The 15,505-nt window shown below is 33.0% G+C and carries 17 protein-coding genes; 12 read left to right on the forward strand and 5 right to left on the reverse strand.

Translation table 11 applies throughout. From position 1 onward, the window contains the following. Positions 1-302: 302 nt before the first annotated feature. The 4 genes from NSQ89_RS09210 (at position 303) to NSQ89_RS09225 (ending at position 1,670) form a co-directional block, all read left to right on the forward strand. Positions 303-503, forward strand: coding sequence for a hypothetical protein (locus NSQ89_RS09210; RefSeq protein ID WP_047943397.1), 201 nt, complete (start codon positions 303-305; stop codon positions 501-503). A gap of 69 nt (positions 504-572) precedes the next feature. Next, complete coding sequence (locus NSQ89_RS09215) at positions 573-776, forward strand: DUF6501 family protein (protein ID WP_047943398.1); 204 nt, start codon at positions 573-575, stop codon at positions 774-776. 158 nt (positions 777-934) lie between these two features. Then, a complete protein-coding gene (locus NSQ89_RS09220) occupies positions 935-1,315 on the forward strand; it encodes a fluoride efflux transporter FluC (protein ID WP_061798874.1) in 381 nt (126 codons plus the stop codon). After that, positions 1,308-1,670, forward strand: a complete 363-nt coding sequence (locus tag NSQ89_RS09225) for a fluoride efflux transporter FluC (RefSeq protein WP_095257323.1) — start codon at positions 1,308-1,310, stop codon at positions 1,668-1,670. The genes NSQ89_RS09220 and NSQ89_RS09225 overlap by 8 nt, the downstream gene beginning before the upstream one ends. 75 nt (positions 1,671-1,745) lie before the next feature. On the opposite strand, the gene yidC is transcribed toward NSQ89_RS09225, so the two are convergent. Further along, positions 1,746-2,534, reverse strand: a complete 789-nt coding sequence (gene yidC / locus NSQ89_RS09230; protein WP_341132522.1) for a membrane protein insertase YidC — start codon at positions 2,532-2,534, stop codon at positions 1,746-1,748. Between the two features lie 22 nt (positions 2,535-2,556). Beyond that, entirely contained in the window at positions 2,557-2,859 is a 303-nt protein-coding gene (locus NSQ89_RS09235) for a hypothetical protein (protein ID WP_341132523.1), read from the reverse strand. A 305-nt stretch (positions 2,860-3,164) separates the two neighbouring features. Here NSQ89_RS09235 and NSQ89_RS09240 point away from each other — a divergent pair, with 305 nt between their 5' ends. From NSQ89_RS09240 to NSQ89_RS09255, 4 genes are all read left to right on the forward strand, one after another. Beyond that, a complete protein-coding gene (locus NSQ89_RS09240) occupies positions 3,165-3,704 on the forward strand; it encodes a cysteine hydrolase family protein (protein WP_047943402.1) in 540 nt (179 codons plus the stop codon). Between the two features lie 27 nt (positions 3,705-3,731). Beyond that, a complete protein-coding gene (locus NSQ89_RS09245) occupies positions 3,732-5,192 on the forward strand; it encodes a nicotinate phosphoribosyltransferase (protein ID WP_144547203.1) in 1,461 nt (486 codons plus the stop codon). 12 nt (positions 5,193-5,204) lie between these two features. Continuing rightward, positions 5,205-6,029, forward strand: coding sequence for an ammonia-dependent NAD(+) synthetase (gene nadE, locus NSQ89_RS09250; protein ID WP_047943404.1), 825 nt, complete (start codon positions 5,205-5,207; stop codon positions 6,027-6,029). 183 nt (positions 6,030-6,212) lie between these two features. Then, on the forward strand, positions 6,213-6,368 hold the full coding sequence (locus tag NSQ89_RS09255; RefSeq protein ID WP_341132524.1) for a hypothetical protein: 156 nt from the start codon (positions 6,213-6,215) through the stop codon (positions 6,366-6,368). A gap of 74 nt (positions 6,369-6,442) precedes the next feature. Here NSQ89_RS09255 and pflA read toward each other — a convergent pair whose 3' ends face one another. Together pflA and pflB are read right to left on the reverse strand one after the other, a co-directional pair. Next, positions 6,443-7,174 carry a pyruvate formate-lyase-activating protein gene (gene pflA, locus NSQ89_RS09260; RefSeq protein WP_047943406.1) on the reverse strand — a complete coding sequence of 244 codons (732 nt, stop codon included), beginning with the start codon at positions 7,172-7,174 and terminating at the stop codon, positions 6,443-6,445. Positions 7,175-7,274: 100 nt separating this feature from the next. Continuing rightward, positions 7,275-9,518, reverse strand: a complete 2,244-nt coding sequence (gene pflB / locus NSQ89_RS09265; RefSeq protein ID WP_047943407.1) for a formate C-acetyltransferase — start codon at positions 9,516-9,518, stop codon at positions 7,275-7,277. 482 nt (positions 9,519-10,000) lie between these two features. Between pflB and NSQ89_RS09270 the strand changes: the two genes are divergently transcribed. Both NSQ89_RS09270 and NSQ89_RS09275 read left to right on the forward strand, forming a co-directional pair. Then, positions 10,001-10,954: a lysylphosphatidylglycerol synthase domain-containing protein gene (locus NSQ89_RS09270; RefSeq protein WP_053215737.1), complete on the forward strand. Its 954-nt coding sequence runs from the start codon at positions 10,001-10,003 to the stop codon at positions 10,952-10,954. A gap of 158 nt (positions 10,955-11,112) precedes the next feature. Then, positions 11,113-12,264: a D-alanyl-D-alanine carboxypeptidase family protein gene (locus tag NSQ89_RS09275; protein ID WP_047943408.1), complete on the forward strand. Its 1,152-nt coding sequence runs from the start codon at positions 11,113-11,115 to the stop codon at positions 12,262-12,264. Between the two features lie 24 nt (positions 12,265-12,288). Here the strand turns inward: NSQ89_RS09275 and NSQ89_RS09280 are convergent, their stop codons facing one another. Next, complete coding sequence (locus NSQ89_RS09280) at positions 12,289-13,908, reverse strand: ABC-F family ATP-binding cassette domain-containing protein (RefSeq protein WP_047943409.1); 1,620 nt, start codon at positions 13,906-13,908, stop codon at positions 12,289-12,291. A 435-nt stretch (positions 13,909-14,343) separates the two neighbouring features. Here NSQ89_RS09280 and NSQ89_RS09285 point away from each other — a divergent pair, with 435 nt between their 5' ends. Continuing rightward, positions 14,344-14,478 (forward strand): hypothetical protein, encoded by a 135-nt coding sequence (locus tag NSQ89_RS09285; RefSeq protein WP_268874828.1) that lies wholly within the window; start codon positions 14,344-14,346, stop codon positions 14,476-14,478. Positions 14,479-14,646: 168 nt separating this feature from the next. Beyond that, positions 14,647-15,474 (forward strand): formate/nitrite transporter family protein, encoded by an 828-nt coding sequence (locus NSQ89_RS09290; protein WP_047943410.1) that lies wholly within the window; start codon positions 14,647-14,649, stop codon positions 15,472-15,474. Positions 15,475-15,505: the final 31 nt, after the last annotated feature.

Genomic DNA, 15,505 nt, shown 5'->3' on the forward strand with positions numbered 1-15,505 from the left:
CGTGTACCACGTATAGATTTACTGATTTTAGAAGAATTTGAAGACTATTACCCAAGTGGTAATAATAATTTATGTAAACGAAAGATCGTTACTGTTCATCAAGAAGAAAAAACTCGGAAGTATTTACCTGTATTTTCCATAAATCGATAAGGCTCAAAAAGGAAATCACAGGAGGAAGAAGGAAAGTATATCAAGATAGAAATTAAATAAAATGTTACATTAATATAATAATTATTTTGGTTTAAGAGGTAGTTTTCCTGTGGTATAGAATACTAACTACATCATAGAAGGAAGGTCATAATATGTATATTCAAGAACATAAAAACATTTATGTCATCAAATATAATCATACATTCTATTATGCAATGGATTTCAAACGCATGGATTGGATTAATGGCATATGCTACATGACTTTTTTACAAGTAGACACAGGAAAATGGTTTACATTTGAAAGAAATAGGATTAAGTGGATGGAAAAGGAACAACAGAATTTAGTTTCATAACAGAACCTGTTGCACTATGTATCGGTTTCCCTTTATACTAGGATAGTACTAGATGAAAGGAGCAATAAAATGATACATGAAAACTGGGAAAAGAAACCATCTGTTAAAAAAGTAAAATGTATACATACAGATGCAAACAAATACATTGTTAATAGAGTGTTAACAGTAGGAAAAGAGTATGAAGTAAAGAATGAGACAGAGGAATTTTACTTTGTTGTAGATAACTCTGGTAAAGTTGGCGGTTTTTACAAAGATTATTTTCAAACAATATAAGAAAGATAAGATGTCTTTTATGATAGAAAAGCTATGAGGTTTATAGGAATGAAATGATAGAAAGAATTCCTTTGAAAATCATACCTATTCTTTTCATTAGACATCTTTTTTGTATCATAATCCTGAATTGATTTTATTAAATAAAGGAATGAATAATTATGAGTTATATATTTGTTGGTATTGGCGGGGTGATAGGGAGCATTTTGCGATTTATTGTAGGTCAAATTCCTTTTGACTATGATTTTCCCCTGCAAACATTGGGAATTAATATTGCTGGTTCCTTTATATTAGGCTGGTTTACCAGCGCCATTATAAAAAAACAAAAGTTAAAATCAGAATATACTGCAGCCATTGGAACAGGCATGATTGGTTCTTTTACTACTTTATCAACACTCAGTCTGGATACTGTTCAATTGCTAATTGCAGGTAGTCCTGTGCCCGCTATTAGTTATGTTGTTGGTAGTGCCGTATTTGGAATTAGTTTTGCGTATTTAGGAATGAAAATTGGAGAAAGAAAATGGAGTAAATCAAATGGTTAGTAATCTTTTGTTAATTGGAGTTGGCGGTTTTATTGGCGCTATTTCTCGTTATTTTTTTATAAATGAACTAAAAAAAATAATGGCATCGTCTATCCCTATTCCGACCATGATTGTCAATATAATCGGATCGTTTCTACTAGGATTAATTGTAGGAATGGGTGTGAATGTCAATGCCTATTTTATTTTAGCAATTGGTTTTTTAGGAGCATTTACAACATTCTCTACTTTTGCTGTTGAGGCAGTAACATTATGTCGAGAAAAGAAAAAAGGAGGTTTTTTCTTTTATATTTTGGGGACCTTTTTAGGCGGGATTTTATTTTGCTTTGCAGGATGGAAATTTGGTCTCTATTTCTAAACAAAATGTCTATTTAAAAAAGGACAAATTTTACATGTAGCCAAGTGCTCTTTACGTAAAATTTGTCCTTTATTCTTATTTATCTGCCGCTATCTTTTTATTATTAGGTTGGGGCGGATATAGCTTTCTGCCGATTAAAGATTGGAAGATAAGGAAAGTTCCACCGACTGTCCAATATAGTGGTAGAGCTGCTGGAGCATTTAAAGACACTATTACAATCATAATAGGAGAAATCAATCCCATTATACGCATTTGTTTTTGTTGTTCTTGTGTCATGGTACTTTGCGATACTCTAAATTGTAAATAATAAACAATACCTGCTAACGCGGTTAGAATTAAATCTGACTGTCCTAAATTAAACCATAAAAAGGAGTGGCTAGCTATTTCTTGAGAACCACGTATTGCATAATAGAATCCCATTAAAATCGGCATTTGAATCAGCATTGGTAAACATCCAATATTAAGTGGGTTAATATTATTTTTTTTGTAAAGATCCATCATTTCCATTTGCAGTTTTTGCTGTTCTTTTTGATCTTTAGTGGCCTTAATCTTTTTCTGAATTGCTTCCATTTCAGGTTTAATTGTATCCATTTTTGATTTCATTAATTGTTGTTTTTTATATTGCTTCAGCATTAAAGGCATTAAGACAAGTCGAATTACTAAAGTGATCAGAATAATCGCAAGGCCGTAGCTTCCAGCAAATACATCTGCTGTTCCGTGAATAATTGCCGTAAAAGGCTCAACAAATATTTTATGGAAAAACCCATCATTATTTCCACTTGCTGATGAGGAACAAGCACTCAGTAGAATAGTTGATAAACCTAATAGCATGATTAGTAATGTATTTTTTGATAATATTTTCATTGTAATTCCTCCAAATTGTTAATTAGATACTAGTAACAAAGGAGGTAATTGGTTTCTCAGGATCATCATGGGAACTCTCTATTCTTTTACGGATATTTTTAACAATCCAGTGCAAAATAGGAGTATTATATTTTTGAACATTCATATTTATTGTTGTGATAGAAACATCTAATGACAACTTTTCATCCGTTGCAAAGAATTCTTGCTGAACCGTTGTCTTAATGTTCCAATCCCATAAATATTTCAGTACTAGACCTACTAAAAATGTATAGTAAACCGTTTGATAACTGGGAAAAAACGTTAAGTCTAATAATAAATCAATCATTTATACACCTCATTATTAGTGAACAAATAAAATTATATCTAAACTAGTGTGGAAAAGCAATTAACAACTAGGGATAAAGGTCAATATTACAGATAATAAGGATATTTTATGACATTTTTAAATGTTGAATGATAAAACATAGTTCCCTTCTAGAGAAACAATTTGAATAAAATCAGGAAGAATTAAGTATTTACAATAGGAAAAAATAAAATGAATGGTATAATAAAGGATAGTTTAAATATAAATCAAGGTGTTTTCTTATAGGATGTTTTTAATAAGTTCTGTAGAAATTAAGGGGGGATTTAATGAAAGCTCTAATTAATATTGATTACACTTTTGACTTCGTGGAGGGCAATTTACCATGTGGTGAACCAGGCATTGCCATTGAGAATGAAATAGTCAACATTACGAAGAATTTTATCGATAATGATGATTTAACCGTGTTTGCAATTGATTTGCATACATTAAATGATCCATATCATCCAGAGTCAAAGCTTTTTCCACCTCATAATATTGCTGGCACAAGAGGAAGAGATTTATATGGAACACTTCAAAAAACTTATGAAGATCACAAAGATTTAACCAATGTGTATTGGATGGATAAAACTAGATACAGTGCTTTTGCAGGCACTGATTTACATATAAAATTGCAAGAGAGATCCATTAAAGATATTTATCTAGTTGGCGTTTGTACAGATATATGTGTGCTGCATACTGCTGTAGATGCTTATAATCTTGGTTATAATATTCATATATATGAAAATGCCGTTGCTTCATTTAATGAAATCGGCCATCAGTGGGCATTGGAACATTTTAAAAATGTACTAGGGGCTACTATCCTTTAGTCGTTTAGGGGTTGCAGGAGGACTATAATGAGTTTTAATTTTAAAGATGACAGTTTAATGTTACATACGGACTTATATCAAATTAATATGGCTGAAACATACTGGGAGGATGGCATTGCTGAAAAGAATGCTGTTTTTGAAGTATATTTTAGAAAATTGCCTTTTAATAATGGCTACGCTGTTTTCGCTGGTTTAGAACGAGTGATTCAATACCTAGAGAATCTGCAATTTTCTGAAGGGGATATTGAATACTTAAGACAAGAAGGGTTTAAGGAAGATTTCCTAGCTTATTTGAAAGATCTCCGTTTTACTGGAAGTCTAAGGTCAGCAGCAGAAGGAGAAGTGGTTTTTGCAAATGAACCTTTAATGAGAATTGAAGCACCACTTGCCCAAGCACAAATTGTTGAAACAGCTATCTTAAATATTGTGAATTACCAAACATTAATTGCAACAAAAGCTTCTAGAATTAAAAATGTAATTGGTGATGGAATCGTAATGGAGTTTGGAAGCAGACGTGCACATGAACTTGATGCAGCATTATGGGGGACAAGAGCTGCTTTTATCGGTGGCTTTAATTCCACCTCAAATGTCAGAGCAGGTAAATTATTCGGTATTCCGATTTCTGGAACGCATGCCCATTCCATGATTCAAGCCTATCATGATGAGTATATAGCTTTTCATAAATACGCACGAAGACATAAGGATTGCGTATTTTTAGTAGACACATATGATACTTTGCGTTCTGGAGTTCCTAATGCTATTCGCGTTGCAAAGGAATTAGGCGATAGCATAAATTTCCGAGGGATTCGACTGGATAGCGGTGATTTAGCTTATTTATCAAAAGAAGCAAGAAAAATGCTAGATGAAGCCGGCTTCTATGATACTAAAATTGTTGCAAGCAATGATCTAGATGAATACACGATTATTAACTTAAAAGCACAAGGCGCAAAAATAGATATTTGGGGAATTGGAACCAAATTAATTACAGCATATGATCAGCCAGCACTTGGCGGCGTATATAAGCTCGTTTCTATTGAAGATAAAGAAGGCAATATGCAAGATACGATTAAAATTAGCGGAAATCCAGAAAAAGTGACTACTCCTGGATTAAAAAGGGTATATCGAATTATAAATGATATAAATGGCAAATCTGAAGGGGATTATATCTGTTTAGAATCCGAACATCCTGAAAACGAAGAACGCTTAAAAATGTTTCATCCAACCCACACGTATATCAGCAAATTCGTGACTAATTTTAATGCAGTAGATATCCATCAAGATATTTTTAAGGATGGTAAGTTAATATATGCAACCCCAGATATCGTCAGCATTCAAAAGTATTCAGAGCAAAGTTTAGAAATACTTTGGGATGAATATAAGCGTTCCTTAAATCCTGAGGAATATCCTGTAGATTTAAGCCCTTTATGCTGGGAAAATAAAATGAGTCATATAGAAAAGGTAAAAGTAACAATTCAAAAACGCAAATGAGGAGGAAAAAGCATGCGTCAGCTACAAGAAAAAATTATGAAGGATTTAAACGTACAACCTGAAATTAATCCAAAACAAGAAATTGAAAAAAGAGTCCAATTTTTAAAGGATTACGCTAAGAAAGCGAAAGCAAAAGGATTTGTTTTAGGGATTAGTGGTGGACAAGATTCATCATTAGCAGGAAGACTGGCACAATTAGCAGTAGAAGAATTACGAGCGGAAGGCTATAACGCAACTTTTGTAGCGGTAAGATTGCCATATGGAGTTCAAGCAGATGAAGTAGATGCAAAACGTGCAATGGAATTTATAAAAGCGGATAAGGAATATGTATTTAATATTAAAACTCCTGTAGATGACGTGAAGACTGTTTATGATAACATGAGTGAAACTCCATTAGCTGATTACCATAAAGGGAATGTAAAAGCTAGAATGCGGATGATTGCGCAATATGCAATTGGCGGACAAGAAAATTTACTAGTGATAGGTACTGATCATGCTGCAGAAGCTGTTACAGGATTCTTTACAAAGTATGGAGATGGCGGTGCAGATGTTCTACCGTTAACAGGATTATCAAAAAGACAAGGAAAGCAATTATTAAAAGAGCTGAATGCAGAAGAGGCTCTATATCTGAAGGTGCCAACTGCCGATTTATTAGATAATAAACCAGGACAAGCTGATGAAACCGAACTTGGTATCACTTATGATGAATTAGATGATTATTTAGAAGGAAAAGAAGTTACACAAGCTGTTGCAGAAAAGATTGAAGCTCGTTATTTATTGACAGAGCATAAGAGACAAGTACCTGCATCAATGTTTGATGAATGGTGGAAAGAATAGTAGAAAAGAAGAAGAGACCGATAATCGTTTATTCGGTCTCTTTTTATTGGCAATATTCTCTCTTAAATTAATGACACAGCACAAACATGTACCAGGAATGAACATACTCTATAATGTAAGTACAAAATATGTAAATGTTGTTTAACAAAATTTTGTACGAAAAAAATATAGGAGGGAGATAAAATGCTTAAAATTCTAGGTTTAGACGTAGAAGTTACACTATTAAATATCCCTATATCCTTTGAATCAGAATTATCTGTAGGCTGCAAGAAGAAGTCATGTTGTCCACACAAACCACCTAAACCACCATATCCGCCATATGCTAATCGTGATGCTTAAATAGGATAATAGCTAGTAAGAGGCATAGATATCACATAGTAAATTTATGCCTCTTATCTTTGTTTTTAAAACTTTTACATTGTTCTATTTAAAATAGCAGCCGCAAAATCAACTGATTCTTGTGTAGGTGGTTCGATGCCTTTTAAAGGATATTCTAATCCAAGATTCTCCCATTTATATACACCTAATTTATGATAAGGGAGTATATCAATTTTTTCTACATTTTCAAGTGTAGCAATGAAATCACTTAATCTCGTTAAATCTTCTTCTGTATCATTAATTGTGGGTACTAATACATGTCTAACCCATATAGGGACTTTCTTATTAGATAAATAGGCAGCAAAATCTAAAATATGATCATTTCCCATGCCAGTCAATTTAATATGCTTTTTACGGTCAATATGTTTTAAATCAAGCAAAACTAAATCAGTATATTGCATCAACTCATCTAATTGTGTTTGGAAAGAAGGGGCTTTTGAATAACAACCACCAGAAGAGTCAATTGTGGTATGAATACCAAGTTTCTTACACTCTTTAAATAGTTCTATTAAAAATGGTATTTGTAATAATGGTTCCCCGCCACTTACAGTAATACCTCCACCGGATGGTTCGATAAAAGGAAGGTATGTTTTTAAATCATTGATAATGTCCATAACAGACATTTGCTTTCCAGTACCAATTTCCCAAGTGTCAGCATTATGACAAAATTGGCAGCGGAGTAAGCAGCCTTGTGTAAATACTACATAGCGAATACCTGGGCCATCTACTGTTCCAAATGTTTCTATTGAATGTATATTGCCGTTCATGATTATTTCCTCCTTATAATAAACCCGCAATCCAGTATAGTAGCACTGTAAGAAGAAGGGGAGAGGGAACAAGAAAATCCCTCAGCCCAGTCTTTAAGAATTACATTGACTCATGGAAGGTACGACTAATAACGTCTTGTTGTTGTTCACGAGTTAATTTGATAAAGTTAACTGCATATCCAGATACACGAATGGTTAATTGTGGATATAATTCTGGATGTTCCATTGCATCTAACAATGTTTCTCTATTAAATACGTTAACATTTAAGTGGTGCCCAGCTTTTGTTGCATACCCATCTAAAATAGATACTAAGTTATTTGCCCGAATATCATCTTCCTTGCCTAAAGCTTTTGGAACAATAGAGAATGTATTGGAAATACCATCTAATGAATAATCGTAAGGTAACTTAGCAACAGAAGATAGGGATGCTAAAGTTCCTTTTGTGTCACGACCATGCATAGGGTTGGCTCCTGGAGCAAAAGGTTCTCCTGCACGACGTCCGTCTGGAGTATTACCTGTTTTCTTACCATATACAACATTAGAAGTGATGGTTAAGATAGACATAGTATGCATAGAATTACGATATGTTTGATGCTTACGTAATTTTTTCATAAAGCTTTCAACTATCTCAACTGCAATACTATCAACCGCATCGTCGTTGTTACCATATTTCGGGAAATCTCCTTCCGTTTCAAAATCTACAGCAAGACCGTTTTCGTCTCTAATAACTTTAACTTTTCCATGTTTAATTGCACTTAATGAGTCAGTAACTACGCTTAATCCGGCAATACCTGTAGCCATTGTACGAAGAATCTCTGTATCATGAAGAGCCATTTCAATTCTTTCGTAGCTATATTTGTCATGCATATAATGGATAACGTTTAATGTGTTGATATAAAGGCCCGCTAACCATTCCATCATATTATCAAATTTTTCGGTAACTTCTTTATAGTCTAGGTATTCAGAAGTGATTGGTTCAAATTTAGGTCCAACCTGAATTTTTAACTTCTCATCTTTACCACCATTAATTGCGTATAATAAACATTTTGCAAGGTTAGCACGAGCTCCAAAGAACTGCATCTGCTTACCAATTTCCATTGCTGAAACACAACATGCAATTCCGTAATCATCGCCCCATTGAGGTTTCATAATATCATCATTTTCATATTGGATTGCACTTGTTTGAATCGACATTTGCGCACAGAATTTCTTAAAATTATCTGGTAACTGTGTAGACCATAGCACAGTTAAATTTGGCTCTGGTGCAGGTCCTAAGTTATCTAAAGTATGAAGGAAACGGAATGAGTTCTTTGTTACTAAAGGTCTTCCGTCATTAGCCATACCACCAATTGATTCTGTTACCCAAGTAGGGTCACCGCTGAATAATTCATTATAGTCAGGTGTACGAGCAAATTTTACAAGGCGTAGCTTCATGATAAAGTGATCCACAATTTCTTGTACTTCTTTTTCTGTTAATGTACCATTTTCTAAGTCTCTTTCTACATAAATATCTAAGAAGGTAGATACACGGCCTAAGCTCATTGCAGCTCCATTTTGTTCTTTTATTGCTGCAAGGTAGGCAAGATAAACCCATTGGAATGCTTCTTGGGCATTTGCTGCTGGTCTTGATAAATCAAATCCATAGCTTGCACCTAATTCTTTTAATTCATGTAGAGCACGAATTTGTTCAGAAAGCTCTTCTCTTAAACGAATTGTTTCTTCTGTCATAACAGAACTAGTTGCTTTTTTATCTTTTTGTTTTTCATTAATTAAGAAATCAACACCATAAAGTGCAACGCGACGATAGTCACCAATAATTCTTCCGCGACCATAAGCATCAGGAAGACCTGTAATGATGGCAGCTTTTCTAGCTAATCTCATTTCGTCTGTATATGCATCAAAAACTCCTGCGTTATGGGTTTTACGATGTTCAGTAAAGAATTTTACTAATTCTTCATCCGCTTTATAGCCGTATGATTCACAAGCTTGAACAGCCATTCTAATACCACCGTTAGGTTGGAAAGAACGTTTGAAAGGCTCATCTGTTTGTACTCCGACAATTTTTTCTTTTGATTTATCTAAGTACCCAGGACCGTGAGAAGTAATGGTAGACACGATGTCAGTATCTAAATCGTAAACGCCGCCTCGTTCTCTTTCTAATTTACTTAATTCCATTACTTGTTCCCATAATTGTGTTGTTTCTAATGTAGGACCTGCTAAGAAAGCAGAATCTCCATAATATGGTTTAAAGTTTTTCAGGATGAAATCACGAACATTTACTTCTTTCTGCCATGATCCATTTTTAAAGCCTTCCCAATAAGTAGTTGTTTCAACTTTTTCCATTATAATCACCTCATGATTTAATAAAAATATATAACAGAAAGCTTTTTTCTTTCTGTTTTAACTATAACAGATAATATGTGAGAACAATCACAATAAATGTGTACATCTCGCGAATATTCTGTGTCTTATATGTGAACTTCAATAATATCAATGGTTCCTAGAAGTTACTTTAAAGAGATAGAAGAAAAAGGCTAAGAAAAAACTTTACATCTGTTATATATATTTATGTTGTTTTTATTATACTGTTATACAATAGGGGGAGTTTTCATCATGGAGCATAGAGAAAGGAAGTGGAGAAGTTTTCCATGCAATAGAATATTGATATTCATTTTGACCATACTATTGGATAGTAAAAAAGCTATTTAAATAAAAATTTTTTGAAGAAAGTTCCGTTTCTTTTCTTCCATATATAAGGTAAGATTAATTTTAGGTCTCTATTACTAGAATTAACATAAGCAAAAGAAATGTATGAGGTGGTAAATATGTCAATCAGAAAAAAAGAAATCTTAATTAATATAGTGAAGATATTACTGCCGATTGTTATATTTATCATCGTTTTAAGAGAAATTAAAAACATGATTGTATCAGCAGATATAAACCAATTATATGAATATTTACAGACTATACCCTTTCATAGTTTGTTTTACATTGCAATAGGGGGATTCGTTGCGATTCTTCCCATGTTTTTTTATGATTTTTTTCTTGTAAGACATTTAAAGAAGCCTGTTCCTATTGTAAAAGTAAGTAAATACTCGTTTATTAGTAATTCTTTTTCAAATTTAATTGGTTTTGGTGGTTTAATAGGTATTGCCTTACGAAATTTCTTTTATAAACGATATGAAACAGACCGAAAAAAACTGTTTAAAGGGATTGCTATTGTAACAATATTTTATTTATCTGGGATTAGCTTATTGTCTTGGATTGCTATTCTTTATAGTAAAAGACTGAATTTAATGGAAGATCATATTTGGATATTTGCAGCTATTATAGTAGTGGGATTAATCTTTCCAGTGCTGCTAGTAAGTTATCAGAAAGCAAAACAGCATAACTTTGTTTTTAACAAAAATCAGATAGTTGGTTTAATCATTGTTTCTCTATTAGAATGGATATTTTTATTTGCATATTTATATTTTATTGCCAAAATAATAGCATTGCCAGTATCTATTGGGGATTTTTTCTTGCTTTTCTTAGTTGCTGCGTGTACTGGAATAATCAGTATGATACCTGGAGGGATGGGTTCTTTTGAATTAGTATTCTTATGGGGAATAGAATCTTTAGGGATTGAATCAGAACAAATGTTAATAGTCCTTTTTTTATATAGGGTTGGATATTATCTTTTACCATTTTTATTGGCAGCTTTTCTATTCTTATTAGAAATTGTAAAAAATATAAAGAAAAATGCGGCAGCCTATCTAAAGGGCTTATCAAGTGAATAATCTATATGTTTAGCAATAAAGGTATACTTGTATAATGATAAAAAAAATACAAAAGCGTTTCATTTTTGTGACAAAATCCCGATTGACCTTTATTATTCTCAATTATTTGGTACAATAGTCATGGTATTTAAAACATAGAAAATAATAGGTGAGGGAAAATGAAAGAAACGAGCATTGTATTTTGTTTCGTATTACTATTATTTTGCTTTCCTGCTATAAGTAATGCTGAAGATAATAGGGAACCTGAATTAATAAGTGAGGCAGCTTTCTTATTAGATAGTGATACTGGAGCAGTATTATATGAAAAGAATGGGTATAAAAAAATGTATCCGGCCAGTTTAACAAAAATAGCGACTGCTATTTATGCGATTGAAAATGGAAAATTAGATGATATTGTGACGGTAAGTGAGAATGCGTATTCAACGGAAGGGACAAAAGTTTATTTAGAAAAAGGTGAGCAAGTAACACTGAGACATTTACTTGATGGAATGTTAATTAACTCTGGAAATGATGCCGCAATAGCTATCGCTGAATATCTAGATGGTACGGTTAGTGATTTTGAAACAAGTATAAATAAGTATTTAAAGGAAAAAGTAAATGTTCATTCCACCCATTTCAAAAATCCAAATGGTTTATTTGATAAAGATCATTACACAACTGCAAACGATTTAGCATTAATCACCCAGTACGCCATGAAAAATGAAACATTTAGAGAAATATTTGGTACAGATGAATTAAAGTGGGATGGTTTGTCTTGGGATACTACATTAGTAAGCCATCATCAAATGGTAAACGGGAGTCGGCCATATGACAAAGTGACTGGCGGAAAAACTGGCTATGTAGACGAATCGAAACAAACTTTGGCTACTACCGCAGAGAATGGGGAGTTAGGTTTAATTGCTATCGTTTTAAAAGGAACATATAAGCAGGATGTATATAATGATACGGAAGCACTAATGGATTATGGCTTTAACCAATATACGCATAAGATACTTCCAGCAGGAAAATCATTTTTTGCTAATGGGAACACTTATGAAACATCAGAGGAAGTTAACATAACAGTTCCACGCACAAAAGGGAAGGAAGAGGTTAGCTCAACCGGTATTTTCATGATAGAAAATGATAACGGCGATATTGTTCAATCAGTACAATTAGCAAAAACTAAGCCCGCAGAGGAAACATTTAAAAAAAATATTCCGAATGAAGCTGGAAGAGATGAGAAAAAATCTTCTTTTCCAGGAATAGTCTTCATTATTCCGTTCGCCATTTATTTGATCTATGTGATGAGAAAAAAGGCAATTAAACGTTAAAAAAACCGGGGAATCCCGGTTTTTTTATTTGTACATATTTGCAATATTTTTTTGTAATGCTTCATCTTCTAAATATTCATCGTAATTCATTTGCTTATCAACAAGTCCTTGCGGTGTAATCTCAAGAATACGATTAGCAATTGTTGATACAAACTGATGGTCATGAGAAGTGAAAATTAATGAACCTTTAAAGTTGATTAATCCATTATTTAAAGCTGTGATGGATTCTAAATCTAAATGGTTAGTAGGTTCATCTAAAAGTAGAACATTTGCGCCACTCAGCATCATTTTAGATAACATACAACGAACTTTTTCTCCACCTGATAAAACGCTAGGTTTTTTCAATACTTCTTCTCCAGAAAATAACATGCGACCTAAAAATCCTCTTAAGAAGCTTTCTGTTTGATCATTTGGAGAATATTGACGAAGCCAGTCTACTAGAGTTTCGTCATCGTTTTTAAAATACTCCGAGTTTTCGGCTGGGAAATAACTTTGAGAAGTAGTAACTCCCCATTTGTAAGTGCCGCTATCTGGCTCCATTTCGCCCGCTAAAATACGAAATAGGGTAGTCTTAGCAATTTCATTTGGACCAACAAGGGCAATTTTATCATCTTTATTCATAATAAAGCTTACATTATCAAGAATTTTAACTCCATCAATGGTTTTTGTTAGGTTTTCGACTCTTAATAAGTCATTACCAATTTCACGTTCAGGAGTAAATGCAACATATGGATATTTTCGTGATGAAGGTTTAATGTCATCTAACGAAATTTTATCAAGTAATTTCTTTCGGGAAGTAGCCTGTTTCGACTTAGAAGCATTTGCGCTAAAGCGAGCAATAAAGTTTTGAAGCTCCTTTATTTTTTCTTCTTTCTTTTTGTTTGCATCATTTGCCATTCTAGAAGCTAATTGACTGGATTCATACCAAAAATCATAGTTACCCACATAGATTTGGATTCTGCTATAGTCTAAGTCTGCGATATGTGTACAAACCTTGTTTAAGAAATGTCTGTCATGGGACACAACGATGACAGTATTGTCAAAGTTAATTAAAAATTCCTCCAGCCACTTAATTGCGTTAATATCCAGATGGTTAGTAGGCTCATCTAGTAAAAGAACATCAGGTTCACCGAAAAGTGCTTGCGCTAATAACACTTTCACTTTATCGGAACCGTTTAATTCCGCCATTGTTTTATAATGAAGCTCCTCACCAATGCCTAATCCTTTTAAAAGAATCGCTGCTTCAGATTCTGCTTCCCATCCGTTTAATTCGGCGAATTCTCCTTCAAGCTCTGCGGCTTTCATGCCATCTTCATCTGTGAAATTTTCTTTCATGTAAATAGCATCTTTCTCTTGCATTACTTCATATAATCTTGCATGACCCATTATTACCACTTTTAATACTTCATGTTCCTCATATTCAAAGTGATTCTGCTTTAAAACAGCAAGTCTTTCTCCAGGTCCTAAAGAAACATTGCCTGATTGAGCTTCTATTTCTCCGGATAGTATTTTTAGGAAAGTAGATTTTCCTGCACCGTTTGCTCCGATTAGACCGTAGCAATTACCTGGTGTAAATTTAATATTAACATCTTCAAATAATTTGCGATCACCATATCGAAGACCTACATTCGTTACTGTTATCATTTAAAAATCCTCCAAACTCCAATATCCTTAAAATTATATCATTTTTACTATCAGAGCGCGAATTATTTTAAATAAATCTTTCTTTGGAAGACTTTTTTTGATGAAAGTTTCCCTATTCCAAAATAAATAATTATCTATAGAAAGATAAGCTAGTTTTAATGAATACATTTATGCTTAAAAGAATCAAAAATATGAAAAATGCCCGATAGAAAAATGAAAAAATGTTTACGATAATAGAAACAAAGGGTAAAAAAATATCATAAATTAAAGGGTTTTCTACTAATAAAGAGAATTTATTAAGAAGTAGAGATGAAAGTGTTTTAATATGTTTCTAAATTAATAATCGATCGTCTAAAATTATTTATGATTTGTTCATATTTTTTTCATAAATTTCTAGTACACTAAAATTATTAAGAAATAAAGGAGTCGTATAGGATGGCTAAAAAACAGCTAGTTGATTTAGTTAATAAAATGAAAAAATCTGGTATAAAAATTAGCTTTACAAAGCCAAGATCGCAGTTTTCAGTAGCAATTCAACAGAATAGTAAATTATCGACTACGACACAGTGAGTTTATAAGCTTATTTCTATTTGAATAGTACATATTATAAATTTATTTTTGTAAATGAGGAGACGATATTTTCTCATTTACCTAATTGTTAAAAATTGTTCATTTTTTCACAAAGTAATTAACTTTTCCTTTTGTATAATAATGTTATACAGAAAGGAAGGTATTGCAATGGAAATTCACCCAGTTGATAAGGCAATTAATTATGCATTGAAGAAGAAAGAAACACTCGACGATTCTTTCTTTCGCTATTTTGTAAAAGCCATTTTAGCAGGAATATATATTGGTTTTGCTTTAATGCTGTGTTATCGTTTAGCACAACCATTTTTCGATATTCATTCTCCTGCTACGTACATGATGACTAGTTTATTTTTCGGGTTGGCGCTAGTCCTTATTTCGTATGGCGGCGGGGAATTATTTACAGGAAATACAATGGCTTTTGCAATGAGTACTTTGTCAGGAGCAACTAGTTGGAAAGATACTATTTATAATTGGGTTAGTACGTATTTTGGCAACTTAGTTGGAGCATTATTTTTTGCTTTGCTAATCTATTACTCAGGCTTGTTTAGCTTAGTTCCTAAAACAACTTGGCTTATGGATGTTGCTAATTCAAAAATGAGTGCAACAACAGTTGAATTGTTTGTTCGAGGCATCCTTTGTAACTGGTTGGTTTGTTTGGCAATTTGGATACCTATGAATGTGAAGGGGGATGTCGGAAAAATAATTGCAACATTATTAATTGTCTTCGCCTTTATGATTTCTGGTTATGAGCATAGTGTTGCTAATATGGCGCTTTTCTCCATTGCACTCATCGTACCACATCCAGAGACAATCACATTGGCTAATGCTTTACATAACTTAATACCTGTTACAATCGGTAATATCGTTGGCGGAGCATTCTTTGTTGGCGCATTAAACCTCTATATTTTTCCTAAGAAAAAAAGAAAAACGAATGAATCCTCTTTACGTGTTACTACACCTAAGTCATTAGCAAAGTAACAACCATTTTTAGTGACCAGAAAACTGTCGA

This window comes from Niallia sp. FSL R7-0648, assembly GCF_038007005.1.
Classification (GTDB): domain Bacteria; phylum Bacillota; class Bacilli; order Bacillales; family Cytobacillaceae; genus Niallia; species Niallia circulans.

Coding starts and splice junctions, on each gene's coding strand:
- NSQ89_RS09210 (WP_047943397.1), top strand. CDS start 303: ATGTATATTCAAGAACATAAAAACATTTATGTCATCAAATATAATCAT.
- NSQ89_RS09215 (WP_047943398.1), top strand. CDS start 573: ATGATACATGAAAACTGGGAAAAGAAACCATCTGTTAAAAAAGTAAAA.
- NSQ89_RS09220 (WP_061798874.1), top strand. CDS start 935: ATGAGTTATATATTTGTTGGTATTGGCGGGGTGATAGGGAGCATTTTG.
- NSQ89_RS09225 (WP_095257323.1), top strand. CDS start 1,308: ATGGTTAGTAATCTTTTGTTAATTGGAGTTGGCGGTTTTATTGGCGCT.
- yidC (WP_341132522.1), bottom strand. CDS start 2,534: ATGAAAATATTATCAAAAAATACATTACTAATCATGCTATTAGGTTTA.
- NSQ89_RS09235 (WP_341132523.1), bottom strand. CDS start 2,859: ATGATTGATTTATTATTAGACTTAACGTTTTTTCCCAGTTATCAAACG.
- NSQ89_RS09240 (WP_047943402.1), top strand. CDS start 3,165: ATGAAAGCTCTAATTAATATTGATTACACTTTTGACTTCGTGGAGGGC.
- NSQ89_RS09245 (WP_144547203.1), top strand. CDS start 3,732: ATGAGTTTTAATTTTAAAGATGACAGTTTAATGTTACATACGGACTTA.
- nadE (WP_047943404.1), top strand. CDS start 5,205: ATGCGTCAGCTACAAGAAAAAATTATGAAGGATTTAAACGTACAACCT.
- NSQ89_RS09255 (WP_341132524.1), top strand. CDS start 6,213: ATGCTTAAAATTCTAGGTTTAGACGTAGAAGTTACACTATTAAATATC.
- pflA (WP_047943406.1), bottom strand. CDS start 7,174: ATGAACGGCAATATACATTCAATAGAAACATTTGGAACAGTAGATGGC.
- pflB (WP_047943407.1), bottom strand. CDS start 9,518: ATGGAAAAAGTTGAAACAACTACTTATTGGGAAGGCTTTAAAAATGGA.
- NSQ89_RS09270 (WP_053215737.1), top strand. CDS start 10,001: ATGTCAATCAGAAAAAAAGAAATCTTAATTAATATAGTGAAGATATTA.
- NSQ89_RS09275 (WP_047943408.1), top strand. CDS start 11,113: ATGAAAGAAACGAGCATTGTATTTTGTTTCGTATTACTATTATTTTGC.
- NSQ89_RS09280 (WP_047943409.1), bottom strand. CDS start 13,908: ATGATAACAGTAACGAATGTAGGTCTTCGATATGGTGATCGCAAATTA.
- NSQ89_RS09285 (WP_268874828.1), top strand. CDS start 14,344: ATGGCTAAAAAACAGCTAGTTGATTTAGTTAATAAAATGAAAAAATCT.
- NSQ89_RS09290 (WP_047943410.1), top strand. CDS start 14,647: ATGGAAATTCACCCAGTTGATAAGGCAATTAATTATGCATTGAAGAAG.